General features: G+C 70.5%; 23 protein-coding genes. 14 read left to right on the top strand and 9 right to left on the bottom strand.

The features are described 5' to 3' along the window. Nucleotides 1-69: 69 nt before the first annotated feature. Entirely contained in the window at nt 70-1,530 is a 1,461-nt protein-coding gene (locus tag ACYVHG_RS14040; RefSeq protein WP_461168094.1) for an MFS transporter, read from the top strand. A gap of 9 nt (nt 1,531-1,539) precedes the next feature. On the opposite strand, the gene ACYVHG_RS14045 is transcribed toward ACYVHG_RS14040, so the two are convergent. Then, nucleotides 1,540-3,777: an NADP-dependent isocitrate dehydrogenase gene (locus ACYVHG_RS14045; protein WP_461168095.1), complete on the bottom strand. Its 2,238-nt coding sequence runs from the start codon at nt 3,775-3,777 to the stop codon at nt 1,540-1,542. 202 nt (nt 3,778-3,979) lie between these two features. Here ACYVHG_RS14045 and ACYVHG_RS14050 point away from each other — a divergent pair, with 202 nt between their 5' ends. After that, nucleotides 3,980-4,933, top strand: a complete 954-nt coding sequence (locus tag ACYVHG_RS14050; protein ID WP_461168096.1) for a DUF808 domain-containing protein — start codon at nt 3,980-3,982, stop codon at nt 4,931-4,933. A gap of 10 nt (nt 4,934-4,943) precedes the next feature. On the opposite strand, the gene ACYVHG_RS14055 is transcribed toward ACYVHG_RS14050, so the two are convergent. Continuing rightward, the gene (locus tag ACYVHG_RS14055) at nt 4,944-5,642 is read right to left on the bottom strand and encodes a lysoplasmalogenase family protein (RefSeq protein WP_461168097.1); all 699 of its coding nucleotides are present in this window, start codon (nt 5,640-5,642) and stop codon (nt 4,944-4,946) included. A 28-nt stretch (nt 5,643-5,670) separates the two neighbouring features. On the opposite strand from ACYVHG_RS14055, the gene ACYVHG_RS14060 reads away from it, so the two are divergent. The 4 genes from ACYVHG_RS14060 (at nt 5,671) to ACYVHG_RS14075 (ending at nt 10,933) form a co-directional block, all read left to right on the top strand. Beyond that, nucleotides 5,671-6,948 carry a serine hydrolase domain-containing protein gene (locus ACYVHG_RS14060; RefSeq protein ID WP_461168098.1) on the top strand — a complete coding sequence of 426 codons (1,278 nt, stop codon included), beginning with the start codon at nt 5,671-5,673 and terminating at the stop codon, nt 6,946-6,948. 178 nt (nt 6,949-7,126) lie between these two features. Then, nucleotides 7,127-9,337 carry a catalase/peroxidase HPI gene (katG, locus tag ACYVHG_RS14065; protein WP_461168099.1) on the top strand — a complete coding sequence of 737 codons (2,211 nt, stop codon included), beginning with the start codon at nt 7,127-7,129 and terminating at the stop codon, nt 9,335-9,337. Between the two features lie 144 nt (nt 9,338-9,481). After that, nucleotides 9,482-10,249, top strand: coding sequence for a thioesterase family protein (locus ACYVHG_RS14070; RefSeq protein WP_461168100.1), 768 nt, complete (start codon nt 9,482-9,484; stop codon nt 10,247-10,249). Between the two features lie 63 nt (nt 10,250-10,312). Next, on the top strand, nt 10,313-10,933 hold the full coding sequence (locus ACYVHG_RS14075) for an LGFP repeat-containing protein (protein WP_461168101.1): 621 nt from the start codon (nt 10,313-10,315) through the stop codon (nt 10,931-10,933). Nucleotides 10,934-10,951: 18 nt separating this feature from the next. On the opposite strand, the gene ACYVHG_RS14080 is transcribed toward ACYVHG_RS14075, so the two are convergent. Next, a complete protein-coding gene (locus ACYVHG_RS14080) occupies nt 10,952-11,803 on the bottom strand; it encodes a class I SAM-dependent methyltransferase (RefSeq protein WP_461168102.1) in 852 nt (283 codons plus the stop codon). Nucleotides 11,804-11,851: 48 nt separating this feature from the next. Continuing rightward, nucleotides 11,852-13,285 (bottom strand): condensation domain-containing protein, encoded by a 1,434-nt coding sequence (locus ACYVHG_RS14085; RefSeq protein WP_461168103.1) that lies wholly within the window; start codon nt 13,283-13,285, stop codon nt 11,852-11,854. Between the two features lie 124 nt (nt 13,286-13,409). On the opposite strand from ACYVHG_RS14085, the gene ACYVHG_RS14090 reads away from it, so the two are divergent. Then, on the top strand, nt 13,410-14,780 hold the full coding sequence (locus tag ACYVHG_RS14090; RefSeq protein WP_461168104.1) for a sugar transferase: 1,371 nt from the start codon (nt 13,410-13,412) through the stop codon (nt 14,778-14,780). A 22-nt stretch (nt 14,781-14,802) separates the two neighbouring features. Here the strand turns inward: ACYVHG_RS14090 and acpS are convergent, their stop codons facing one another. From acpS to ACYVHG_RS14105, 3 genes are read right to left on the bottom strand one after another with little or no spacing between them, the layout of a single operon-like run. After that, nucleotides 14,803-15,168 carry a holo-ACP synthase gene (acpS, locus tag ACYVHG_RS14095; protein WP_461168105.1) on the bottom strand — a complete coding sequence of 122 codons (366 nt, stop codon included), beginning with the start codon at nt 15,166-15,168 and terminating at the stop codon, nt 14,803-14,805. Further along, nucleotides 15,165-16,280: a glycosyltransferase gene (locus ACYVHG_RS14100; protein WP_461168106.1), complete on the bottom strand. Its 1,116-nt coding sequence runs from the start codon at nt 16,278-16,280 to the stop codon at nt 15,165-15,167. The genes acpS and ACYVHG_RS14100 overlap by 4 nt, the downstream gene beginning before the upstream one ends. After that, complete coding sequence (locus ACYVHG_RS14105; RefSeq protein ID WP_461168107.1) at nt 16,277-16,519, bottom strand: acyl carrier protein; 243 nt, start codon at nt 16,517-16,519, stop codon at nt 16,277-16,279. The genes ACYVHG_RS14100 and ACYVHG_RS14105 overlap by 4 nt, the downstream gene beginning before the upstream one ends. A 132-nt stretch (nt 16,520-16,651) precedes the next feature. On the opposite strand from ACYVHG_RS14105, the gene ACYVHG_RS14110 reads away from it, so the two are divergent. Genes ACYVHG_RS14110 through ACYVHG_RS14140 form a run of 7 tightly spaced genes read left to right on the top strand, consistent with a single transcriptional unit; the run spans nt 16,652 to nt 24,216 of the window. After that, on the top strand, nt 16,652-17,605 hold the full coding sequence (locus ACYVHG_RS14110; RefSeq protein WP_461168108.1) for an amino acid--[acyl-carrier-protein] ligase: 954 nt from the start codon (nt 16,652-16,654) through the stop codon (nt 17,603-17,605). A 17-nt stretch (nt 17,606-17,622) separates the two neighbouring features. Next, on the top strand, nt 17,623-18,666 hold the full coding sequence (locus tag ACYVHG_RS14115; protein ID WP_461168186.1) for a glycosyltransferase family 4 protein: 1,044 nt from the start codon (nt 17,623-17,625) through the stop codon (nt 18,664-18,666). Continuing rightward, the gene (locus tag ACYVHG_RS14120) at nt 18,663-19,820 is read left to right on the top strand and encodes a glycosyltransferase family 4 protein (protein ID WP_461168109.1); all 1,158 of its coding nucleotides are present in this window, start codon (nt 18,663-18,665) and stop codon (nt 19,818-19,820) included. The genes ACYVHG_RS14115 and ACYVHG_RS14120 overlap by 4 nt, the downstream gene beginning before the upstream one ends. Further along, complete coding sequence (locus ACYVHG_RS14125; RefSeq protein ID WP_461168110.1) at nt 19,817-21,040, top strand: lipopolysaccharide biosynthesis protein; 1,224 nt, start codon at nt 19,817-19,819, stop codon at nt 21,038-21,040. Before ACYVHG_RS14120 ends, ACYVHG_RS14125 begins: the two co-directional genes overlap by 4 nt. Beyond that, nucleotides 21,037-22,062 (top strand): CgeB family protein, encoded by a 1,026-nt coding sequence (locus ACYVHG_RS14130; protein ID WP_461168111.1) that lies wholly within the window; start codon nt 21,037-21,039, stop codon nt 22,060-22,062. Before ACYVHG_RS14125 ends, ACYVHG_RS14130 begins: the two co-directional genes overlap by 4 nt. Then, the gene (locus tag ACYVHG_RS14135) at nt 22,049-23,665 is read left to right on the top strand and encodes an alpha/beta hydrolase (RefSeq protein WP_461168112.1); all 1,617 of its coding nucleotides are present in this window, start codon (nt 22,049-22,051) and stop codon (nt 23,663-23,665) included. The genes ACYVHG_RS14130 and ACYVHG_RS14135 overlap by 14 nt, the downstream gene beginning before the upstream one ends. After that, complete coding sequence (locus ACYVHG_RS14140; RefSeq protein WP_461168113.1) at nt 23,650-24,216, top strand: YdcF family protein; 567 nt, start codon at nt 23,650-23,652, stop codon at nt 24,214-24,216. The genes ACYVHG_RS14135 and ACYVHG_RS14140 overlap by 16 nt, the downstream gene beginning before the upstream one ends. Before the next feature lie 60 nt (nt 24,217-24,276). Here the strand turns inward: ACYVHG_RS14140 and ACYVHG_RS14145 are convergent, their stop codons facing one another. Both ACYVHG_RS14145 and ACYVHG_RS14150 read right to left on the bottom strand, forming a co-directional pair. Further along, nucleotides 24,277-25,533 (bottom strand): APC family permease, encoded by a 1,257-nt coding sequence (locus tag ACYVHG_RS14145; RefSeq protein ID WP_461168114.1) that lies wholly within the window; start codon nt 25,531-25,533, stop codon nt 24,277-24,279. After that, nucleotides 25,530-25,985, bottom strand: coding sequence for an SRPBCC family protein (locus tag ACYVHG_RS14150; RefSeq protein WP_461168115.1), 456 nt, complete (start codon nt 25,983-25,985; stop codon nt 25,530-25,532). Before ACYVHG_RS14150 ends, ACYVHG_RS14145 begins: the two co-directional genes overlap by 4 nt. Between the last annotated feature and the right edge of the window lie 38 nt (nt 25,986-26,023).

The raw sequence follows: 26,023 nt of genomic DNA on the forward strand, positions 1-26,023 counted from the left end.
CGGATAACGGTACCGGCCCCGGATTGTTAGAGTTTCTATCAGCCCACTGCCGACCGTGAAGGACCGCTGGTGTCCGAGACCGTGTCCGACTCGTACTCCCGCCTCGCCGTGGCGGTCCTGTGCGCCGCCGGGATCGTCGTCGCCCTGATGCAGACCATCATCGTGCCGCTGATCCCGGATCTGCCCGCGCTGCTCGCGAGCACACCGAGCAACTCGTCCTGGGCGCTGACGATCACCTTGCTGGTCGGAGCCGTGGGGACTCCGATCGCGGGCCGCCTCGGTGACATGTTCGGCAAGCGACGGATCCTGGTGAGCAACATGGCCGCCGTGGCCGCGGGTTCCACGGTGTGCGCTCTGTCGAGTTCGCTCCCGCCGTTCCTGATCGGCCGGGGGCTGCAGGGGCTCGGGATCGGTGCGATCGCGGTGGGAATCAGCATCCTGCGCGACATCGTCCCGGCCCGGCACCTCGGCGGAGCGGTGGGCGCGATGAGTGCCTCACTCGGCGTCGGCGGGGCTCTCGGACTGCCCTTCGCGGCCACCATCGCCCAGATCGTGAGCTGGCACGCGCTGTTCTGGGTCTGCGCGGCGGCGGCGGTCGCCTGTGCCGTGTCGATCCTGCGGATCGTGCCGGAGGGTCCGTTCGAGGCCGGCGGCAGGTTCGATGCGGTCGGCACGGTGGGGTTGACGGTGGTACTGGTGTTCATCCTGTTGCCGCTGTCGAAGGCCTCCGCATGGGGCTGGACGGATCCGCTGACGCTGGCGATGTTCGCCGGGTTCGTCGTGTCCGCAGTGCTGTGGTGGCGGTACGAGCGCCGCACCCCCAATGCCCTGATCGACGTCGACGCACTGGTCAGTCGGCCGATCCTGCTGACCAACATCGCCTCGGTGGCCACTGGCTTCGTCTTCTACGCCATGCAGATGATGCCGATCCAATTGCTCATGGCACCCGTCCAGGCACCGTCGGGCCTGGGACTGGCGATGATTCCGGCCAGCCTGGTACTCATGCCCAGCGGGCTGGTGATGTTCGGATTCTCCTATGTCAGTTCGTGGATCACCGACCGGCGTGGCGCACGGGTGTCGCTGGCGGTCGGCGTGGTGGTGATCGGCTGCGGCTACCTGGTGCTGTGGACCGCTCTGGGCGGGCCGTGGCCGCTCACCTGGCAGTGGGTCCTCGGGGCGAGTGCCCTGGTGGGCGCCGGTCTCGGCATCGCCTACTCGGCGATGCCCGCGTTGATCATGTCGGTGGTGCCGCTCTCGCAGACCGGTGAGGCGAACGGCGTCAACGCCCTCATGCGGTCGGTGGGGACCTCGATGGCGACGGCGGTCGTGGCGATGGTGCTCACCGGGGCGAGCGTGGTCACGGTGACCGCGCACGGCCCGGTGCGGACCCCGTCCGCCCAGGCCTACGAGCTGACGATCCTGATCAGCCTCGCGGTGTGCGCGCTGGCGGTGCTGTGCTCGCTGGCCATCCCGCGGAACACGGGCGGGCACCGTCGAACCGATCTCGACAGTGCCCGCCCGGTGCGGTGAGAGGTCCGGTCAGCCGGTGATGCTGTCCAGATCGGCGTTGAAAGTGGCGCTCGGACGCATCACTGCGGCCATCTTCTCGCGGTCCGGCCAGTAGTAGCCGCCGATATCGGCCGGCTCTCCCTGGACCGTGCGCAGTTCTTCGACGATCGTCTCCTCGTGCTCGGCGAGCGACTTCGCCAGTGGCGCGAACGTCGCCGCGAGTTCGGCGTCCTCGGACTGGTTCGCCAGTTCCTGCGCCCAGTACATCGCGAGGTAGAACTGGCTGCCGCGGTTGTCGAGCTCGCCGGTGCTGCGCGAGGGAGCCTTGTTGTTCTCCAGCAGCTTGCCGGTGGCGGCGTCCAGAGTGGTCGCCAGCGTCTTGGCGTGCTGGTTGTCGTTCTTGCGACCGAGGTCCTCGAAGCTGACGGCCAGCGCCAGGAACTCGCCGAGCGAGTCCCACCGCAGGTGGTTCTCCTCGATGAGCTGCTTGACGTGCTTGGGCGCGCTGCCGCCCGCGCCGGTCTCGTACATGCCGCCACCGGCCATCAGCGGGACGATGGAGAGCATCTTCGCGGAGGTTCCGAGTTCCAGGATCGGGAACAGGTCGGTGAGGTAGTCGCGCAGGATGTTGCCGGTCGCGGCGATGGTGTCGAGACCGCGCATCGCCCGCTCGAGGGTGTAGCGCATGGCGCGCACCTGCGACATCACCTGGATGTCGAGGCCCTCGGTGTCGTACTTCTCCAGCTCGGCCTTGACGGCCTTGATCAGCTCGTTCTCGTGCGGGCGGTACGGATCGAGCCAGAACAGCACCGGGGTGCCGGAGTTGCGGGCCCGGTTGACGGCGAGCTTCACCCAATCCCGGATCGGGGCGTCCTTGACGGTGCACATCCGCCAGATGTCGCCCTCCTCGACCTGCTGGGAGAGCAGCACCTCGCCGGTGGCGTTGTCCACGATGTTCGCGGTCCCGGCCTCGGGTACCTCGAAGGTCTTGTCGTGGGAGCCGTACTCCTCGGCCTTCTGGGCCATCAGCCCCACGTTGGGGACGGTGCCCATGGTGCGGGGATCGAACGCGCCGTTGGTCTTACAGAAGTTGATGATCTCCTGGTAGATGCGCGCGAAGGTGGACTCGGGCATCACCGCCTTGGTGTCCTTGGTGCGGCCGTCGGCGCCGTACATCTTGCCGCCGGCGCGGATCATCGCGGGCATCGAGGCGTCGACGATCACGTCGGACGGGGAGTGGAAGTTGGAGATGCCGCGGGCGGAGTCGACCATCGCCAGCTCCGGACGGTGCTCGTGGCAGGCGTGCAGGTCCTTGACGATCTCCTCGTGCTTGGACGCCGGGAGGGTGGCGATCTTGTCGTACAGATCGCCGAGACCGTTGTTGACGTTCACCCCGAGCTCGTCGAACAGCTCGTGATGCTTGGCGAAGGCGTCACGGTAGAACACCTTCACCGCGTGACCGAAGACGATGGGGTGCGAGACCTTCATCATGGTGGCCTTGACGTGCAGCGAGAACATCACGCCGGTCTCGTAGGCGTCCTGCATCTGCTCCTCGTAGAACTCGAGCAGCGCCTTCTTGCTCATGAACATCGAGTCCATGACGTCGCCTGCGCCCAGCGTGACGCTCGGCTTGAGCACGTGCGCACGGCCGTCCTCGGTGACCAGCTCCATCCGCACGTCGCGGTCGCGGTCGATGGTCACGGACTGCTCACCGTGGTAGAAGTCGCCGTGCTTCATGTGCGCGACGTGGCTGCGCGAGGCCATCGACCATTCGCCCATGCTGTGCGGGTTCTTGCGGGCGTACTCCTTGACCGCGCGCGGTGCACGACGGTCGGAGTTGCCCTGCCGCAGCACCGGGTTCACCGCGCTGCCGAGAATGGTCGAGTAGCGCGTGGCGATGTCGCGCTCCTCGTCGTTCTTCGGCTCGGAGGGCAGGTCCGGGATGTCGTAGCCCTTGTCCTGGAGCTCACTGATCGCCGCCAGGAGCTGCGGGACCGAGGCGCTGATGTTCGGGAGCTTGATGATGTTGGCGGACGGATCCAGGGTGAGCTCACCGAGCGAGGCGAGGTTGTCGGGAACCTTCTGCTCGTCGGTCAGACGCTCGGGGAAGGCCGCCAGAATGCGCGCCGCGACCGAGATGTCGCTGGTCTCGACGTCGATCCCGGCGGGGCCCGCGAAGGCCCGGATGATCGGCAGGAACGACGCGGTGGCCAGTAGTGGGGCCTCGTCGGTCAGCGTGTAGATGATGGTCTGCTGCTGCGCACTCATGTGTGTTTGCTTCTCCCGAATCTCTTGGTCGGTCGGCTCTTTTGTGAACGCTCTTCGAATCTCCATGTAACGGTTCCTCCATTATCCTCCTCCTCCGCCCGGGCTGTGCGGCGGTACTCCGGCAAACGCGACGCCGGCGCTCTCCACGTGCGACGGTGCGCGTCGCCGCGATAGGACGGCCGGTGACCGTTAGGCTCGGAACATGAGCGCAGGACTGGCGGCCCTTCTCGACGACATCGCCGCTCTGGCCCGGTTGGCCGCGGCGTCGGTCGATGACGTGGCCGCGGCCGCGGGCCGCGCCAGTGTCAAAGCGGCCGGTGTGGTGGTCGACGACACCGCCGTCACCCCGCGGTACGTGCAGGGCATCAAACCCGAGCGCGAGCTGAGCATCGTCGCGCGGATCGCCAAGGGCTCCCTGCGCAACAAGCTGATCTTCATCCTTCCGGCCATCCTGCTCCTGAGCGCCTTGGCACCGCGGGCGCTGACCCCGATCCTGATGCTCGGCGGGACCTATCTGTGCTTCGAGGGCGCGGAGAAGATCTGGGAGAAGCTCAGCGGGCACGGGGACGGCGGCGTCGCCGAGCCGTCGTCGTCCACCGAGAACGTGGTCGACGAGGACACCGTGGTCAGCGGCGCGATCCGAACCGACTTCATCCTCTCGGCCGAGATCATGGTGATCGCGCTGAACGAGGTGGCCGCCGAGGTGCTGTGGGCGCGGGCGATGATCCTGATCGTGGTGGCCGTAGCGATCACCGCACTGGTCTACGGAGTGGTCGCGGCGATCGTCAAGATGGACGACGTGGGGCTCGCTCTCGCCGCTCGCCCCTCCGAGTTCAGCCGCAAGGTGGGCACCGCGATGGTCAAGGCGATGCCGAAGGTGCTGGCCACCCTGGCCACCGTGGGCATCGTGGCGATGTGCTGGGTGGGCGGGCACATCCTCCTGGTCGGGCTGTCCGAGCTCGGAGTCAAGGCTCCGTACCGGTTCGTGCACCACCTCGAGGTGCTGGCGCACGACGCCGTTCCCGCGATCGGGCCCGTACTGGGCTGGCTGGCCAACACGTTCTCGTCCGCGGTCTTCGGGCTCGCGGTGGGCGCGATCGCGGTCCTGATCGTGCATCTGATCACGAAGCTGCGCCGCTCCCCCGCGGCGCACTAACCGCGGTCGATCACGCCCCTGCGGGGGCCTCTCCGGAGCGGGCGGCACCGTCGGCGATCAGGTACTGCGCCGCGCAGTAACTCGCCATCACCGCACCTTCGAGCCAGGCCGGCGGGCTGCTGAGCACGAACTTGCGCAGCCCGAGGAGCGAATCGCTGAGCAGGAACAGTCCCGCCCCGGTCAGGGTCGAGCGGCGCGCCGCGGCCGGGACCTCGGGGCCGAGCACGGTGGCCGCCGCTGCGGTTCCGGCCAGGATCGCGGAGTACCCGCCGAGCAGCGGAGCCAGCACGGGTGCGCTGCGGCGAGCGGCGAGCAGGGTCCGGGGCGCACCGACCGCCCACAGGGCGGCGACAGCCGCGGGCCCGGCGGGGTTCGCGGGGCGCTGCCGCTGTGCCAGCAGACCGGCGATGTAGGCCGCGTGTCCGGCGGCGAAGGCGCTCGCCCCGACGGCGAAATCGGATGGCTCGTCACCGAGGAGCGCGATGTCCCCCGCCCAGCCCGCGGCCTGCCCGACCAGGACGGTGCGGGCCAGTGGAGAGGTCCGGGCCCGCCGGTCGGTGGCCAGTGACGCCGCCAGGAGGGGCATCAGCAGAGGCTTGGTCCACCGCCGGGCGCGGTGCCACTGCGGTTTCGACGAGGCCGACAACGTGCTGTCGATCGTGGCGAACGCGCCGTAGCCGAGGCGCAGGGCGGTGCTGGTGGAGATCATCGGGCCAATCTATCCGTAGGCTCGTGACGTGAGCTCCGACACCATCCCTGCGGCCGGCGAGGGGCGCATCCGCGTGCCCGCAGACCTGGACGCGGTCTCCGACATCGGTCCCGAGGACCACGCCGGTGCGGACCGGCGCGCGGTGGAACGGGTATGGCTGGCCGCACGCTGGTGGTACGCGGCCGGTATGCAGCCGGCGATCCAGGTGTGCGTGCGGCGCGGCGGGGCGGTGGTGCTCAACCGCGCGATCGGTCACGCCCGCGGGAACGGCCCGGGCCTGCCCTCCGATCAGGACGATGCACCGGATCCGGTTCCGGTCACCGTCGACACCCCGTTCTGCACCTTCTCCACCGCGAAGGCGGTCGCGGTGACGGTGCTGCACCGCTTGATCGAGCGCGGCGACCTGCAGATGGATGCACGGGTGGCGGACTACCTGCCCGAGTTCGCCTCCTTCGGCAAGGACCGGATCACGGTGCGCCACGTCCTGACCCACAGCGCCGGAATCCCGGTGAACAACGGTCCGAAGCCGGATCTGCGGCGCTCGGAGGACAGCGAGTACACCCGCGCGATGCTGGCCGCGATCAAACCGGTCTACTCCCCCGGGCGGCTGCACTTCTATCACGCGCTGACCTGGGGACCACTGGTGCGCGAGCTGGTCCTCGCGGCGACGGGACGCTCGATCCGTGAGATCACCGCCACCGAGATCCTGCGGCCGCTGGAGATGCGGTGGACCAACTTCGGGGTCGATGAGGCCGATCTGGACCGGGTGGGCCTGAGTTACGCCACCGGCACCCCCGCACCACCGGCGATCGAGGCGGCCTTCCGCGCGGTGGTGGGCGGAACGATGCAGCAGATCGTGCCGATGGCCAACTCACCGCGGTTCCTCACCGGAGTGGTGCCGTCGTCGAACCTGGTCTCGACCGCCGCGGAACTGTCCCGGTTCGCCGAGATGTTGCGTCGCGGCGGAGAGCTCGACGGGGTTCGCGTACTCGATCCGGCAACGCTCGACGCCGCCACCCGGCAGGCCCGGCGATTGCGCCCGGACTTCGCCACCGGTGGCCGGCCGCTGCGCTGGGGCACCGGGTACATGCTCGGGTCGCAGCGTTTCGGTCCGTTCGGGCGGGACGCTCCACGGGCCTTCGGGCACACCGGGATGACCGAGATCGCGATGTGGGCCGACCCCGCTCGAGCACTGTCGGTCGCGGTGGTCTCCAGCGGCAAACCGGGTGGTCATCCGGAGGCCGGGCGGTACGGCGCTCTGCTCGACGCGATCGCCCGCGAGTTCGCCGAACCGCCCTGTCAATAGGGCGTTCCTACCGGTTCGATAGGGCATCTCACCTCTACTTTCCGTGCAATCTTGAATAATTCCAGAAAAGCTGGATTCTGTCGGGATCCGGACGTATGGTGGTTGCTGAGCGGCCCGACAGCCCATCGGGACGCCGAGCTGTCCACAGCCGAATCACATCCGCTTCGAGAGGAACACCGTGTCCGAGGAACAGACCCCCTTCCCGCAAACCGAGACGTCCGGAGGCTGCCCGGTCGCACACGGTTCGCTGCGCCCGCCGGTGGCCGGTGGTAGCAACCGCGACTGGTGGCCGGACAAGATCAACCTCAAGCTGCTCGCCTTCAACCCGGCCGAGGGTGATCCGATGGGCGACGGCTTCGATTACGCCGCCGAGGTCGCCACCATCGACGTCGCTGAACTCAAGAACGACCTGATCGCCCTGATGCGCGACTCGCAGGACTGGTGGCCGGCGGACTTCGGACACTACGGCCCGCTGTTCGTGCGCATGTCCTGGCACTCCGCCGGCACCTACCGCACCGAGGACGGTCGCGGCGGTGGCGGCGAGGGCATGCAGCGCTTCGCCCCCCTCAACAGCTGGCCGGACAACGCCAGCCTGGACAAGGCGCGCCGCCTGCTGTGGCCGCTGAAGCAGAAGTACGGCCGCAAGCTGTCCTGGGCGGATCTGATCCTGTTCGCCGGCAACGTGGCCCTGGAGGACATGGGTTTCCAGACCGCCGGCTTCGCCTTCGGACGCCCGGACCTCTGGGAGCCGCGCGATGTGTACTGGGGACCCGAGCACACCTGGCTGGGCTCGGACGGCCGGTTCTCCGGCAACCGCGACCTGGACAAGCCGCTCGGCGCCACGCACATGGGCCTGATCTACGTCAACCCCGAAGGCCCGGAAGGTGTTCCGGATTTCATGGCCGCCGCGGACGACATCCGTGAGACCTTCGGCCGGATGGCGATGAACGACATCGAGACGGCGGCACTGATCGTCGGCGGGCACACCTTCGGCAAGACCCACGGAGCGGGCCCGGTGGAGAACGGCCCCGATCCCGAGGGCTCGCCGATCGAGCAGCAGCTGCTCGGATGGAAGGGCGGCAACGGCACCGGCGTCGGTAAGGATGCGGTCACCAGCGGTCTCGAGGTGATCTGGACCCACACCCCCACCAAGTGGGACAACAGCTTCCTGGAGATCCTCTACGGCAACGAGTGGGAGCTCACCAAGAGCCCCGCCGGCGCGCACCAGTGGATGCCCAAGGACGGCGGCTGGGCCAACTCGGTGCCCGAGGCGTTCGGCACCGGGAAGACGCATCCGTCGATGCTCACCACCGACCTGTCGATGCGTTTCGACCCGATCTACGGCGAGATCACCAAGCGCTGGCTCGATCACCCCGAGGAACTGGCCGAGGAGTTCGCCAAGGCCTGGTTCAAACTGCTCCACCGCGATATGGGCCCCACCTCGCGCTACGTCGGACCGCTGGTACCGCAGCGTGAGGAGCTGTGGCAGGACCCGATCCCGGCACCCGCATCCGCACCGATCGACGAGGCCGAGGCCGCCGCCATCAAGGAGCGGATCGCCGGCACCGGCCTGACCGCCACGCAGTTGGTGAAGACCGCGTGGGCGGCGCACTCGTCGTACCGCGACTCGGACAAGCGCGGCGGCGCCAACGGTGGCCGCCTGCGTCTGCAGCCGCAGATCGGCTGGGAGGTCAACGAGCCGGACGAGCTGGCACAGGCCGTCCGCGCCCTGGAGGGCGTCGTCCAGGCCCACAACGACGGTCCCGGCAACCCGGTGTCCTTCGCCGACGTGGTGGTCCTGGCGGGCAACCTCGGGGTGGAGCAGGCGGCGAGCGCGGCGGGCGTCCGGGTGAGCGTGCCGTTCACCCCGGGCCGCGCCGACACCACCCAGGAGCTCACCGATGTCGAGTCCTTCGCGGTGCTCGAACCCAAGTGGGACGCCTTCCGCAACTACGTCGCCAAGGGCGCCCCGCTGCCCGCGGAGTACCTCCTGGTGGACAAGGCCCAGCAGCTCGGCCTCACCGCTCCGGAGATGACGGTGCTGCTCGGCGGTCTGCGCGTGCTGGGCAACAACTTCGGCGACTCGCCCGACGGCGTGTTCACCGACCGCCCGGGCACCCTGACCAACGACTGGTTCGTGAACCTGCTGGACATGTCCACTCAGTGGGCACCGTCCTCGGACGACGACAGCACCTACGTGGGCACCGATCGGGCTACCGGCGAGAAGAAGTGGACCGCTACCCGCGCGGACCTCGTCTTCGGTTCGAACTCGATCCTGCGTTCGCTCGCCGAGGTGTACGCGACCGACGACGCGAAGCAGAAGTTCGTGGACGATTTCGTGGCCGCGTGGACCAAGGTGTCCAATAACGACCGGTTCGACGTGAAGTAACCGAGACGGTATTCGCTGCGAGTCCGCGCCCCGTGCACCCGTCGGTGCACGGGGCGCGACCGTCGGACCATTCATTAACTTGTGGGTTAACGAGATATAACCCGATCTACGATTACAGCCGGTGACGGGCGTACCCTCTCGCGCATGCCCTACTTCGAGAGAGTCTCCGCCACCGAGTTCCGGCCCACCGAACACGTCTCGGGTGGCTGGAACACCGCGGAACAGCACATCGCACCACCGATGGCGCTGCTGGCGCACGCCGTCGAGCAGGACCGCGATGCCCGGCGCGACGACGGTCTGCGCCTGGCGCGCCTGTCCTACGACATCCTGGGCACGCTCCCGATGGACACCGTCGACGTGCAGGTCTCCACCATGCGCCCGGGCCGGACCATCGAGCTGGTCGAGGCGCGCCTGAGGCACGACGGCCGGCCCGCGCTGATCCTGCGGGCATGGCTGCTGGACCAGCGCGACACCGCAGCGCTCGAAGGCACCGAGTTCGATCCGATCCCACCTGAGGATCAGCTGCCACCGTGGGATCCGAGCACCGTGTGGCCAGGCGGATTCATCGCGTCCACGCAGGTCAAGCGTAGTCAGATGCGCCCAGGACGGGCCGCGTACTGGGTGCGCTCGCAGATCCCACTGCTGGACGAGCCCTGTGGTCCGATCGCCCGCGCCGCCCGCTTCTTCGACATCGCCAACGGCGCGACCGTGCGCGCCGATCCGCAGCAGGTGGCCTTCCCCAACCTGGACCTGACCGCCCACCTGTTCCGCGACCCCGTCGGCGAGGCGGTCGGATTCGACACCCGGGTATCAACCGGCCCGAACGGAACCGGACTCACTGAATCGGTCATTCACGACACTTTAGGGCCGGTCGGGACGGTCAATCAGATACAAACCGTCCGACCTCGCTGAAATCCGCTCTCAAGTGTGGTTACATTTTCGAGCGTTCAATTCGCCTGTCGAAAGGATTTCGAAATGAATACTCAGAAGACTCGCCTGCTCGGTGCTGCGCTCGCCGCTGTCGCGCTCACGGTCAGCCTCACCGCATGTGGTGAGGCGAAGGACGCCGCGAGCAACGCGACCGCCGCTGCGGGCTCGGCCGCCGGTAAGGCCACCGAGGCCGCCGGTAGCGCCGCCTCGAAGATCACCGGCGCCCCGGGTTCGGGTGCCGCTGCGGAGTCGGGTTCGGCAGGTTCGGGCGCAGCGGGCTCGGAGTCGAAGGCCGCCGTGCCGTCGACCACGATCTCCACCCCGGGCGGCAAGGAGGTCACCCTGACCGACGCGCCGATCATCGCCGAGTACGCCAAGTACGGCTACGAGAAGGGCCACCTCGGTGCTCCGATGGGCCCGGTCTCCCCGCTCCCCGACGGTAAGGGCAAGTACCTGACCCTCAAGGGCGGCACCATCTACTGGTCGCAGGGCAGCGGCGCGCACATCGTGCACGGCGTGATCGGTGAGAAGTGGGGCGCGGCCGGCCACGAGAGCGGCAAGCTCGGCTACCCGACCAGCGATGAGACGTCCGAGAACGGCGCCATCAAGCAGACCTTCCAGAACGGAACGATCACCTTCCGCGACGGGGTCGCCACCGTCTCCTAACCGGACGGGCACCACCGGTCACCGCGCCGTCCCGATGTACACCGTTCGCGCAGCGAGCACGAAGACATCGGGGCGGCGCATTGCGCTGTGCGGGTCCGACGGATCGGTGAGCCGGCGCAGCACCGCGGCATCGCCGGGATCGAGACGGTCCGCAGCCGCGAGGTGACGGGCCAGCATGGACGTCACCGCGCGGCGGGAGGCGTCGTCGAGCGGCGCCGGACGATCCACCAGGAACGTCCGGGCCGTCACGTCCACCAGTCCGGCCGAGCGCAACATACCCGGCCAGTCCTCCGGCATCTCGACGGTGCCGTGCAGGTCCGAGCGCATCCGCGTGAATCCGTCGGAGTGCGCCTGATCGAGCCGCTCAGCCAGCCCCGGCCGGCCGATGCCGATGTCCCGCGGCAGGAACCGCGTGGGCAGCCCGCCCTCCGCGACCGCGAGGAGCCCACCAGGGTTGAGCCGCTGTGCGAGCGCCGCGATCGCGGCCCGCTGATCCCCCAGGTGATGCATGGTCTGCGCGGTCCAGATGAGATCCGCGGTCGGCAGGACCTCCAGATCGTCCGGCAGATCCGCCCGGAGAATCCCCACCGGTGTCCCGGTGGCGTCGCCGCGCGTTCGCGCCCGGTGCAGCAGTCCCACGGCGCCGTCCACCGCCACCACCTGTGCGTCCCGGTAGTGCCCGGCCAGCGCCGCCGACATCACACCTGCGCCGGCGCCGACGTCCAGGATGCGCTGTGGCCGCAGATCCGGCCACTGCGCATCGACGAAGTCCAGTGCGGCGTGGACGTACGGCAGCAGGACGGTTCCCTCTGCCTCGATATCGTCCGCCAACGCCGTCCAGTCCACGCCGGTGTGTTCATGATGCGCCATGCCGTCCAGCGTGCCCGCGGCGCGCGGTCCCGGCAATCCTTGCCGCTGTCAGCGGATTCCGCCCAGGCGGACCCGGACTCCCGGGGGAACCACATCGCGGGCCGCCGACAGCCGCTCGGAATCCTGCGTGTGCACCACCACCGTCATCCCCGGGCCGGTGTGCAGTTCGATCTCGTCGGCGGCGAATCCGGCTCCGGACAACGCAGACCTGATCCGGTCCGGGACCACCCATCCGCCGGGTACGGCGATCCGGTCGGGATCGACCGGCCGCGGTGCCACCCTGTCGAACGGTCTGTCCGGCCGGGGCAGCGCGGCCGCGAGCAGCTCGCCGATCGCGTCGATGTGCTCGGCCGCCTGCTGCGGGCTGTACAGGTCGGGGTGGAAGGCACCGTCGACGGTGAGCTCGCCGTCGCGACGGCGGAGGATGTTGATCAGGCAGTCGGTGACCGGCCCCCACGCCAGCACGTCCAGTGACCACGGTGTCGAGCCCGCATAGGGCAGCACGTTGACGGTCGGCCCGTACAGCCGCCCGGTGCGCCACGCCGCGGGTACGTCGGTCATCAGTTGCTCGGGACGCTCACCCGCCGCGACCCGTAACGCCGCCTCGTCCAGCCAATGGCGCACCTGTTCCCCCGCCCGGGCAGGAGTGGTGTCCGCACTGATGTCCACCCGCGTGGGCAGCGCCGCCATCCACTGCATCGGGGTGGTCCGCTCGGCCGGTGTGCGCCGCAGGGCCGCGACCACGCCGATCCGGGCGGTGCGCGTCCCCAAATGACCGACGGTGTACGCGGCCACCGTCGCCGCGGCCTCGCTCGGCCACGCCGCACGCGCGAGTGAATCGCCCACATCGACCACGATCCGGTGCCGAAGGGGGCGTTCGGCGGGCCGGGCGGGCGCCGGACCGAACGAGATCTCCTCGCCGAGCGCCGCCACCCCGTCGATGGCCCTGCCCCAGAACGCGAGATCGGGTGCGCGCAGGGTCGCCGCGCCCGCCGCGACCTCGTCGAGGTCTCCGAGCCGGCGCAGCGGCAGTGGTGAGCCCCCGAGCGCGGCGGTGTAGCGCTGGTGGATCCGGCGGAACACCAGGGTCACCCCGTATCCGTCCAGCACCGCGTGGTGCGCGTGCAGCACAACCCGCTGCGTCGGTCCGACCTTCGCGATCATGGCCCGGAACAACGCCGAACCGTCCAGCGGTAGCGGCGGCCCGTCGAGGTGGTCGCGGAACTGTTCGTCGGTATCGAAGTGCCGCACGTGGACCGGTGCGGGATCGGCGGTGCGGAGTTCGACGGTGCCCGCCGCGGTGCGCATCGCGCCGATGGAACAGGCCTGAGTCTCGGCAACGGTGTCCTCCACCGCGCGCAACAGCAGCGCCTCATCGACCGGCACCGACAGGCTCCACGCCGCCATCAGGTCCAGTGCCGCGGTCCCCGGCAGTTGACCCGCCAGCCGCAGCATCGCGAGTTGAGAAGGCAGGGGCCGCACCCGCGCAACCCTACGCCGCGGGGGCCGACAGCCGTCCGGTTCACCAGAGCAACGGGGGCGTGTCCTATATTCCGGTTAGCGCGGGCTCGATGCGCGTCCGACACCGAAGGGACCCGAACACCACATGAGCATGAACGGAGGCGACACCGGCCGTGGCCGGCGTATGCGCCGCCATTCGTGGGTCCTGGCACTGATCGACTACCTGGTGGTCACCGTGTTCGCCGCGCTCAGCCACGACATGCACGACATTCCGGCCCGGCACATCACCCTGATGCTGTCGTACGCGACCATCACCGTGGGCCTGTTCTACCTGCTCGGCCTGTACCGGACGCGGATCACCCTCAGTGCCCTGGACTCGGCGCCGCAGCTGCTCATCGCGGGGTGGATGCTCACTCCGCTGGCGGTCGTGTTCATCTGGCACGGCGACTACACGCAGATGGTCCATGCACTGTGGTGCTGGGCCATGCTGCTCGGCGTGCGGGTGGCCTACTACTGGACGGTCCGCCGGCACCGGATGCGACACCCGCAACGCGGCGCGCGCACACTGGTCATCGGCGGCGGGAAGGTCGCGGGCGAACTGGTGACCTCGATGTTCGAGTTCCCCGCGTACGGGCTGCGTCCGGTACTGGTGATGGACGACGATCCGGTGGACGCACCGTCGCTGACGGTGGAGGTGATTCCGCGCCGACGGGACCTCGCGGCCCTGATCCAGGAGCGGCAGATCGCGACGGTGATCGTGGCCTTCTCCCGCGACCGCGACTCCACCCTGATCGAGCCGCTGCGCGAGTGCGACGAACTGGACTGCGAGATCTTCGTGGTCCCGCGGTTGTACGAGTTCGTGCACCAGGACCGCGATATGGACCGCATCCACACCACCCCCCTGGTGCTGGTGCGCAGATTGGCACTGCGATCGAGTCACTGGCGGATCAAGCGGGTCACCTCGCTGACCACGGCGGTCCTCGCGCTGATCCTGCTGGCACCGGTGCTGGTGGTGGTTGCCGCGGCGATCAAGATCCAGGAGCCGGGGGCCCCGGTGCTGTTCCGGCAGACCCGCGTCGGTCAGGACGGCAGGCTGTTCTCGCTGTACAAGTTCCGCACCATGCGGCCGGTCCCGGACGAGCAGTCCGATCGGGACTGGACCGATGAGTCGCTGCGGATCACCCGGATCGGCCGGCTGCTGCGACGGCATTCGATCGACGAACTGCCGCAGCTGTGGAACGTGGTGCGCGGGGACATGTCCGTGGTCGGGCCCCGTCCGGAGCGCCCGCACTTCGCGGACCGCTTCGGCGCCGAGATTCCGGCCTACCAGTCGCGCCACCGCGTGGGGGTGGGGCTGACCGGATGGGCGGCCATTCACGGCCTTCGAGGTGACACCGACATCAAGGATCGCGCCTCCTACGACAACTACTACATCGAGAACTGGAGCCTGTGGCTCGATGTGAAGATCGTGCTGATGTCGGTGGGTACGGTGATCCTCGGTAAGGGCGGTCGCTGAGAGCCGATCGCCCGGCGCCGGTTCAGCGCATCTCGACCAGCACCACTGCCACCGCGTGACAGTCGGTGTGCGAGAGTGAGACCTGCGCGTACATCCAGCCCCGCTCCCGGGCCCATGCGCCGAACTCTCCGTGCAGCACCAGCTCCGGACCGTCCTCGGTGGTACGGACCTCGATCTGCCGCGGCGGGTGACCGTCCTCGGGGCCCGGGCGCAGCGCCTTGACCGCCGCCTCCTTGGCCGCCACCCGGCCCGCCAGCCGGCGCACGTCACCGGCGCAGTCACGCACCTCGGCGTCGGTGAACACGCGGGAGACGAATCGCTCCCCGAAGCGGTCCAGTGAGTCCTCCACGTCCCGGATATCGACCATGTCGATACCGATCCGGTTCATCGGATCACCTCCTCGACGACTGCGCGCATCCGACTCCGAAAGGCCTCCACGGAGAACGACGAGGCGTGCGCCCGCAAGGCGCGTGGATCGAAGTCCTCCGGCCGGAACGCCCGCATCGCCTCTGCCAGGGCGCCGATGAAGGCATCGTCGGCGTCGTCGGGCAGCAACTGTCCGGACACTCCTGGGACCACCGTATCGAGAGCACCCCCGGCGGCGCGCGCGATCACCGCGGTCCCCGCCGCCATCGCCTCGACCGGAACGATGCCGAAGTCCTCCTCGCCGGGCATCAGCGTCGCCCGGGCCGCGCGTTGCAGCTGCACCATCCGCGCATCGCTGACCCGCCCCAGGAAGACGGTCTCCGGCCCGGCGATCCGTTCCAGAGCGGCGCGGTGCCGCCCCTCCCCCGCGATCACCAGCCGCACCCCGGCGCGCTGCGCGGCCCGGACCGCGAGATCGATGCGCCGATAGGGCACGAGCCGGCCCGCCGCCAGGAAGTAGTCGCCCGGTGCGCCAGCCGCACCCGGCGTGAACCTGTCGACGTCCACCGGCGGTGCCACCACCCGCGCCGACACCCCCCACCAGCGCGCGATCCGTTCCGCGACGGCGGTGGAGTTGGCCACCACCGCCCGCAGATGCGGGACCGCCTCGGTCTCGACCGCCCGTGCCTGCGCGGCGAGGGCGCGCAGTGCGAGCCGCCCGACGGCGGTCCCACTCTCCCCGCTTCGGAACGCCGGATCCCAGGCCCAGCGGGCCGGTGAATGCACGTAGGCGATCGGCGCGACACCGGCGCCCGCCCACCCCCGGGCCGCGGCGACGGCCCCGGCGTGGTGGCTGATGACCACTGCGCGCGGGCCCGGCTCAGGGCGATGCCGGCGCCAGGCCCCCGGAGCCAGCGCCAGCAGCGGGACGTGCGAACGGCGTCCGGTGATTCGGTGCAGCCGGTCCAGCCCGGTCACGGTGAACCGTTCCCGGAGTGCGGGCGGCACGCAGCGCGGGTCGGCGAAGGCCAGGTGCAGCCGGGCGTCGGGCCAGGTCTCGGCGAGAGCGCTCACCACGTTCTCGGAGCCGCCGTGCTCGGTCCACCGCTCGTGCACGATCGCGATCCGGGTCACGGGCTGCCGGCCAGAGACTGCACCGCTGTCACCAGCGAATCGATCGTGGCGAAGGTGGCCTTCGATATCAGCGAGTCCGGGAATTCGATCGCGAACCGGTCCTCGATAGCCAACATGACGTTGACGGCTGCATGTGACGTGAGTCCCGCGGTGTAGAGATCGTCGTCGCCGGCGAGCTCCTCGATCGGCACCGTCAACCGCCCCTGACGTGCCACGATCCCCCGGATCGCCTCCTCCATCACGTGCTCCTCGGTCTCCCTCGCCCGGCCCCACCTGGGTTTTGCGGTCGCGTGCTGTGCGCCTCCGCAGTTCACCCTAGCCTGGTAATCTATCGCGACAATCGCAGTTCCGATCCGGCGAAACGAGCAGGCATGATCGAGTCCGTGACGGCGGCCGCGGTCGACGCCACCGACCTGCACAGCCGGCATCTCCGATTCCGCGAGTCGTTGTTCGACGCCGGGCACCTCATCCCCACCGGGGCCGACGGTGTCTACGGCCGCGGCGCGCATTTCGAATCCCTGGTCCGGTCCGTCGACGCACTGATCGGCGCCACCATCGACGAGGTACACGGGGGTGCGGCCACCGTCGTCGCCTTCCCTCCGGTGACTCCCCGGGAGAACCTGGACCGGACCGACTACGTGGTCTCATTCCCACAGCTCAGCGCTGCGGTGTCGACCTACGCCGGTGGTGACGCAGAGCATCGCCTGATGCTCGCCGGTCGCGATGCCGGCCACGACTGGGGCGGGCACTTCCGCACCAGTGACGTCGCCCTGGTGCCGTCGGCGTGTCACTCGGTGTACCCCATGCTGACCGGTCGACTGCCCCGCGACGGCGCCTGGGTGGACGTGGCGGGCTACTGCTTCCGCCGCGAGCCGTCGGTGGATCCGGCCCGGATGCAGTCCTTCCGGATGCGGGAGATCGTGCGGATGGGCTCGGACCGGGCGGCGGTCGCGCACCGGGACAGCTGGGCGGCGCGGGCGTCCACATTGCTGAGCGGACTGGGGCTGGCCGTGACCAGCATGCCGGCGATCGATCCGTTCTTCGGCCGGGCCGGTCGCATGCTGGCCGCCGGCCAGTCCTCGGAGGGCCTGAAGACCGAGCTGGTGGTGCACCTCTACGGCGAGCGGTTCCCCGGAGTGGCACTCGCCTCGGCGAACTACCATCGGGACCACTTCGGCGTGAAGTACGAGGTATCCACCGTGGACGGAACGCCGGCGCACAGCGCGTGCACCGGCTTCGGCGTGGAGCGGATCGCGTTGGCGCTGCTGGCGACCCACGGGCTCGAGCGAGACGGCTGGCCCGACGTGGTGAACGCGCAACTGTGACCGGGGTTCGGGTCCACCTGACCGGAGCGCAGTGGCCGCGTACGGAACCGGGTGGACTCAACCGTTACTTCGCTGAACTTTTCTCGGCCTTGCAGGCACGGGCCGATCTGGCCGTCAGCGCCTGCGCATTCGGCGCCCCCCCACCGGCCGGGAGCAGCTGGGGCGCCGGCCACGGCTCCACCCGGGCCCGGGTACGCGCCTCCCGCCGCACCGTGCCCGCCGGAATCGCGGTGCTCGACCGGCATTTCGCACTGTTCGGTCCGGCGCCGCGCAGCGCCTCTCTGGTCACCCACTTCCACGGCCCCTGGGCCGGAGAGAGCGCCGCGGCCGGTGAGAGCCGGATGTCCGTCATCGTCAAGGCGCTCGTCGAGCGCGCCCGCTACCGCGGCAGCGACCGGTTCGTCACTCTCTCCCACGCCTTCGCCGGCCTCCTCACCGAACGCTACGGCGCCGACCGGACGACGATCTCCGTCATCCCACCCGGCGTGGATCTGCACCGGCTGTCGCCGTCCCCGCTCGGCGACGGTCCCCCGACCGTTCTCTGTGTGCGCAGACTGGAACGCCGGATGGGCATCGACGTGCTCCTCGACGCCTGGCCCGCGGTGCTGGCCCGTCATCGTGACGCCCGGCTGCAGATCGTCGGAGACGGATCCCAGGCGCGGGACCTCGCCGAGCGCGCGGCCGGGCTGGGTATCAGCGAGAGCGTGAGCCTGCTCGGGGTCGTCGACGACGCCGAACTGGCCCAGCGTTACGCGGCGGCGACGGTGACCGTCGTGCCGTCCCGGGCCTGGGAAGGGTTCGGCCTGGTCGCACTGGAGTCCCTGGCCGCCGGGCGCGCCCCGGTCGTCACCGACTGCGGTGGCCTCCCGGAAACGGTGCGCGGTCTCACGAGCGACCTGATCGTACCGGCCGGCGACGCGCAGGCACTCGCGCACCGGCTCGGAACCGCGCTCGACGGTGACCGCCCGTCCGTGCGGGCCTGCCGTGCCCACGCCGAGACCTTCTCCTGGAACGTCGCGGCGGCCCGGCACGCCCACCTGTACCGGGAGCTCGCCCGATGAGCGCGCGGCGGCCGGTGATCTTCCTCGGCCACACCGCGGCACCATCGGGCGCCGAACTGGCCTTCGCCCGGCTCGCCGCTCAACTGCGCGAGCGCGGCGTCCCGGTCTCGGTGGTGCTACTCGAACCCGGGCCGCTGGTGCAGATCCTGCACCAGCGAAAGGTCCCGGTCACCGTGACCCCGTCGGGCGCGGCCTCGGTGCGCCGCGGATCCGGTCCGATCACCGTGCTGCGCGCTGCCGCCGGACTGCTGGTCGACGGGCTCCGGCTCGCCGCGGTCCTGCGTGCCCACGACGCGGGCGTCCTGGTCGCGGAATCGACCAAGACGCTGCTGGTGGGGACGATCGCCGCCCGCAGGGCGGGTATTCCGCTGGTCTGGCAGGTGCACGACCGGCTCTCCGCCGAGTACTTCGGCGGGAAGCGGTGGCCGCTGCGACTGCTCGGCCGCGTCGCCGCCTCCGGATTCCTGGCCAATTCGCACGGCACTCTGCGCACCGTCGCCACCGGCGGCAGACCGTCGGCGGTGTGCCCGCCCGGGGTCGATCTGACCGCCGTTCCCCGGCCCGCACCGCAGCGCGCCCCGCAGGACGTGCGGATCGCCATGATCGGCCGGATCTCCCCGTGGAAGGGGCAGGACCTGGTGCTACGGGCCCTGGCGCAGATGCGCGCCACCCCCGCGGTGCGATTCGTGGGCGGCACTCACTTCGGCGAGGATGAGTACCTCGACCAGCTCGAGGACCTCGCCGTGCGGCTGGGCCTCGGAGATCGGGTGGCGTTCACCGGTCACGTCGACGATCCGCTGTCCGAGGCCGCCGACGCCGACATCGTGGTGCACTACTCGCGGTTGACCGAGCCCTTCGGGCAGGTGGTCGCCGAGGCGATGGCCGCCGGCCGGGTGGTGGTGGCCGCGGGCGCGGGCGGCCCGACCGAACTCATCATCGACGGTGCCGACGGTGTGCTGGTGCCGCCCCGTCGCGCGGACCGGCTCGCCGTCGCCCTGGACACCCTGGTCGAGGACTGGGAGCTGCGCGAGCGGCTCGGCGACGCCGCCCGGGAACGCGCGCGGGACCTCGACCTGCGAACCTCGGCGGCGATCGCCGACTCGCTGCTCGCCCGGGTCGGCCGGGAGGCGGACGAGCCTCGGCGGCGCCGGTGAACAGGCTCGACGGCGCGGCGGGCGTGGCCCGCGATGTCGCGCTCGTGGCGGCCGGACGGTACGGGCAGTACGCGGTCACCCTGATCACACTGCCCCTGTGCGCACGCCTGCTCGGCCCGGCCGGCATGGGCCTGCTGGCGGTGGGCATGTCCGGGTACTTCCTGGGTGCACTGTGCACGGACCTGGGACTCACGCCGTTCGTCGCGGCCCGGGTGCCGGGCGCGGTGGATTCGGTCTCGCTGGCCCGGCTGCGCGGTGACTACGCCGGCCTGCGCGGTGCCACGCTCGCCCTCGCTGCAGTGGTGTTCGCGGTGGCGGTACTGGGTCCGGTGCCCCGGGTGGTGGAGATCGCCGCCCTCGGCCTGCTCGTAGGTTCGGCGAGTGCGTGCGGCGACGACTGGGTTCTGCTCGGCGCCCAGCGGTTCGGTGCAGTGGTCCTGCAGCAGGCGGCCGGGCGACTGGTGTACCTGCTACTGCTGATCGCGGCACTGCCCCGATTCCGGGCACCGGAGACCGCGATGCTCTGCCTGCTGGCGGGATCCACCCTCGCGGTGATCTGGTCGTGGGTGCGGACGGTGCGCGATTACGGCCCACCGTCGGCGCCCCGTCCACCCTCCGACCTGCTCCGCACCGGCGGCCCGGTGTTCGCCGCGCGCCTGCTGTCGGCGACCTACGGCCCCGGTGCGGCGTCGCTGTTCGCCCCCGCTCTCTCCACCCGGTCGCTGGGCCTGTTCAGTGCCGGTGACCGCACCGTGCAGGCGGTCGGCGCACTGCTCGACGCCGTGGGCCTGAGCCTGCTTCCGCGGTTGGCACGACGCACCGACGACGGTTTCTGGACAGCCGCCCGGCGGGGCGTCGTCCTGGTTGCACTCGGCGGATCCGCCTGTGCCGCTGCGACCACGGCGCTGGCGCCCTGGCTGGTCCCGATGATCTTCGGTCCGTCTTTCACCGGAGCGATCGGCCTGATGCAGGTGCAGGCCTGGGCGCTGCCGGGCCTGGCCGTCGCCTCGTTCATCGCCACCGCCGTACTCCCGGTGCGCGGCGACTCCCGGGGTGTTCTCCTCGCGGCGGCGACCGGCGCGGCCGTGATCCTGACAGCTCTGGTGGTGGCGCTGGGCACCCGCAGCGCACTGACCGCGGTGATCGGCATCGTAGCCGCGCAGAGCTGCGCCGCGATCTTCTCCGTGGCCCGGGTGCGCCGTCTGGAGGCGATCGCGTGAAGCCCGCTGATCGCGCCGGATCGACGGTCCTGTTCGCCGGTGACCAGTGGTACGGCAGCAATGCCCGCTCCCTGGCGGACGGCTTCCGGCGGGCCGGACACCGGGTGACGGTGGTCGACACCACCGAGGTGACGCTGCCCCGCCGCGGCACCCGTGCCTGGTGGTACGCCAAGTCCACCGGAGCGCGGGAGCCCGGCACCGTCGAAGCGGTGCACCGCCGGATCGACGCGGCGGCGGCCGCCGCACGGCCCGATCTCCTGCTCTGTTTCACCACCGTGCACCTCGACCAGCAGCGACTGCTCGAAGTACCGGCCGCACGCCACGTGCACTACTGCGCCGACGACGTCTCCAATCCGGTGAACACCACCACCGCCTACCTGGCCGCGGAATCGGGCTGGGACGCGATCGTGACCACCAAGGCGCACAACGTCGCCGAACTCGAGCGCCGCGGCGCCCGCCCGGTGTTCGTGCTCAGCGCTTACGATCCGTCCTGGCACCGCCCCGTCCGGCCGCGACGGCCCAGACGCTATGCGGCGGGTTTCGTCGGCAACGCGCGCCCGGACCGCACCGAGCTGGTCACCGGCCTCGCCCGCCGCCTCGGCCGCGACTTCTACCTGGCCGGACCGGGCTGGCGGCGACTACCCGCCGCCTGGAGGTCGGGCGCGGCGGTGCACGGCGCCCGGTACGGACTCGCCCTCTCGGCTTCCATCGCGGCGATCGATGCGAACCTGGTCCTGCTCAACTCCGACAACCGGGACACGCACACCTGTCGCACCTTCGAGGTGCCTGCCGCCGGAGGGCTGTTCGTCGGTCCCCGCACCGCCGAGCACCGCGCGCTGCTCGACGACGGCACGCAGGCTCTGCTGTACGACGATCCGCGCGAGATCGACGAGATCGTCGCGCGGGTCGTCGCCGAACCTCGGTGGGCGGCTTCGATCGCGGCGGCCGGCCACGCCGCGATCACCGGCGGCCGGCACACCTACACCGACCGGGCGAGGGAGATCATCGATGCCCTCGACTGAACTGCGCACCTACTTCGGCCCCGAGGACCGCCCGGTGTACGGGGCGCTGCACCTACCGTCCGAGGGCACCGCCCGCGGTGCGGTACTGCTGGTACCGCCACTGGCGAAGAAGCAGTACGACGCGCAACGCGGCCTACGCAGGCTCGCCGATCTGCTGACGGCACGCGGGCTGGCCGTGCTGCGGTTCGACTACTACGGCACCGGCGACTCGTCGGTACCCTCCGGGCTGCCCGGTGCGGTGGCCGACTGGATCGAGTCGGTACGACACGCCCACGACTACCTCGCCGCACTCGGGGCCGGTGACCCCGCGGTGGTCGCGGTCCGGGCCGGGGCTCTGCTCGCGGCCGCGGCGGAATTGACGCCCCCGGCGCTGGTGCTGTGGGACCCGGTGCTCCGCGGTAGCGCCTTCGTCCGATCGCAGCAGGCGCTCGCGCGCGTGGCGGGCCTCGAACGCCCGCACACGGATCCGGGGCCACGCGCCTGGGTGGGACTGGACATCGACCGGGAGGCGATCATCGCCCTGTCGCGGTTGCGCGCCGGCACGCTCAGCGCCCGACGGATGCTGGTGGCCGCTCCACCGGACGCGCCGGACGGCTTTCCGGCGGCGGAACGGATCGAGATCACCGGGATGACCGACTTCCTCCAGCCACGGTCGCATCTGGTGCGGATACCGGACGACGCGATCACCGCGATCGCCGCCTGGCTCGGCGATGCCGTGCCGCGGCGAGAGCCGGTGGCACCGGTACCCGTGGTCCGCACCGAGGCGCGGATCGGTGCGGTCCGGGAGCGGATCGAGGAGATCGACGGTGCGCGTGCCATCCGGACGCTGCCGGCCCACGGCACCGAAACCGGCGATCAGCAGCCCGCCGTCCGGTCGGTACTGCTGTGCGCCACCGCGAACGACTCGCGGCACGGGCCGAACCGGGCCTGGGTGGAACTGGCACGCAAGGTCGCCGCCGCCGGTGGTAGCGCCCTGCGATTCGACCGGCGTGGATCGGGCGAGTCCGGCCCGGTCGCCGCCGGCGAAGTGGTGCCCCTGTTCCCGGACACCGGTGTTCCGGACGCGGTGGCCGCGGCCCGGACGTGCTCGGGACCACTGCTGACCGCGGGAATCTGCTCCGGGGCGTGGTACGCCGCGCACGCCGCACACCACGTGGGCGCCGATTCAGCGGTGCTGGTGAACACGGTGTTGTACTCCTGGCGTCTCAAACAGCGTCTGGTCACCGCCGCCGATCTGGGTATCCCTCGTACCGATCCGGCGTTCACCAGCAGTGCGCGCGGGCGCGCCAAGGACCTGGCGCGCCGACGGCTGCCGTATCCGGCGTGGCGCCGGCTGGGACGACGGGGAATCACCCAGGTTCCGGAGGTCCTGCTGCGCCCGCTCCTGGAGGCCGGTGCCGACACCACGGTGATCCTGGCCCCGGAGGACGCGAACTGGTTCGACGCGCAGCGCGGCCCGGAGGGGCTGCTCCGGATGCTGCGCGAGCACCCTCGCGGTGCCTTCCGTACCGTCCGGATTCAATCCGGTGACCACAGCGGCTACGACCCGGTTGTCCGAGCGACAATCTCATCCGCGATACTGAAGTGGTGTACACCAACGTGATCTCCCTGATTCCTGCGCGCAGGTCGATCGCGGCGGCCGTGATGACTGCCCTGGTCGCGCTGTTCGGCCTGGGCATCGACCGGATGTACGTGCAGCCGCCGATCGCCAATCCACATCCCGCGGATGCGATCGTGGTGCTCGGCGGCAACCCCTACGACCGTTTCGAATACGGTCTGGAACTGGCGCAGCAGGGTCTGGCCGCTCAGGTGGTGATCTCGAACTCGGTGGGCCCGACCGATCAGCGGATGCGCGAGCTGTGTTCCCGCGCGATCGACCGGGTGGAGGTCAGTTGCTTCCTGCCCGTTCCGTGGAGCACCCGCGGTGAGGCGCAGGAGATCCGTCGCCTGGCGAAGTCGCGCGGCTGGAAGGACATCATCGTGGTGACCACCACCGCGCACCTGCAACGCGCCAGATTCATCGTTCGCCGCTGCTACGGCGCGGAACTGCAGATGATGGACTTCCCGGAACGGCGCAGCACCGTCGACACCGTCCTGGGCTGGGGCTACCAGAGCGCCGGCTGGGTCAAGGCCCTGTACCAGAACGGCTGCTAGCGCACCCGTGCACCCTCCGCCGGCCGGAGGTGATGCCGGCCGCGAGTCTGGGTGCACGGGTCAGGCGCCCGGGTCGGGTGCCCTCGTCACGCTGTACGCGAGCGCACCGACCGCGAGCACCATCACGCCCACCGCGACCGAACCGGTCGGTAGCGAGAGCGCGACCAGCAGGCATCCAGCCAGGCCGACCGCGGGGACCACCCGGCCGGACCACGACGCTCTGAGCGTCCACGCCGAGGCATTGGCGACCGCGTAGTACACCAGCACCGCGAACGACGAGAAACCGATCGCCGCACGCAGGTCGACCATCGCCGCCGCGACCGCGACCACCACGCCGACCGCGAGTTCCGCCCGCACCGGCACCCGGCGCCGTTCATCGATCACCGCGAGCGCCCGCGGCAGATGACCGTCGCGGGCCATCGCGAGCGTGGTGCGCGAGACGCCCAGCACCAACGCGAGCAGGGACCCCAGAGCGGCGATACAGGCGGCGACGGTGATCACCGGCACCGGGAATCCGATCGCCCGGGCCGCATCGGCCACCGGCGCCGGTGCACCGGCCAGGCCCGACACCCCCAGCACCGCCAGCAGCGAGACCGCGACCAACAGGTACACCACCAGGGTGATCGCGAGTGCGATGAAGATCGCGCGCGGCAGAGTCCGCTGCGGCTCACGCACCTCCTCCCCCAGGGTGGCGATCCGCGCGTAGCCGGCGAAGGCGAAGAACAGCAGACCCGCCGCCTGCAGGACCCCGAACACCCCACCGCTGCCACCCGCGACACCACCGCCGAAGACACCACCGTCGGCCACGTGGGAGGCCGCAGCGGAGGTCAGGGCCGCCACCACGAGAGCGACGAGCACCGCAACCACCAGAGCCGCGGCGATCTTCGCGACTCGGGCCGAACGCTCCACACCCAGCACGTTCAGGGCGGTCAGCGCGATCACCGCGGCCACCGCGACGGCGTTCGCGTACTGCGGCCAGGCGTAGTGGCCCACCGTCAGCGCCATCGCCGCGCACGAGGCGGACTTGCCGACCACGAAACTCCACCCGGCCAGGTGCCCCCAGAACGGGCCGAGCCGCTCGCGGCCGTAGACGTAGGTGCCGCCGGACTGGGGGTACACCGCAGCGAGCCGTGCGGAACTGCTGGCATTGCAATAGGCGATCAGCGCCGCGATCGCCAGCCCCGCCAGCAGCGCCGAACCGGCGGCGGCCGCCGCGGGGCCGAGGGCGGCGAAGACGCCGGCACCGATCATCGCCGAGAGTCCGACGGCGACCGCATCGCCCAGTCCCAGACTGCGGCGCAGTTCGGGCGCGCTCACCGGGTCTCGGCCAGCGCCGCGAGCCGTTCCAGCGATGCGGCCAGGCGGTCCGCGGTGGTCGCGCGCGCCCGGGGCAGGCGCTTCTCGTCGCGCAACCGCGTCCAGTCGTAGGTGTGCGTGACCCGGGTACCGCCGTCGGGGAGCGGTTCGAGTTCCCAGCGCCACAGATGCCCGGGGGGCCGTTCGCCGACCGGCGCCGGCAGCCAGGCGATCAGGCGTCCCTCGGTGAACTCGGTGACCTGGTTCTCCCGGACCTTGTCGCTGGTCAGGTGGGTACGAAAGACGTCCCCCGCGGCGCGGACCCGCTGCCCGCCGGCGGCGGAGTCGAGGTTGTCGTTGCCGTCCCACTCGGGTTGCCGGGCCGGGTCGGCGATCAGTTCGAAGATCGTCTCCGGTGACGCCGCGACCTCCCGGGATGCGACGACGATGCGGGCCTGCTCCGATGCACTCACCACCTCATCGAACCAGGTCCGGAGCGTCCGCGCCGGTT

It is taken from the genome of Tsukamurella serpentis (assembly GCF_054780975.1).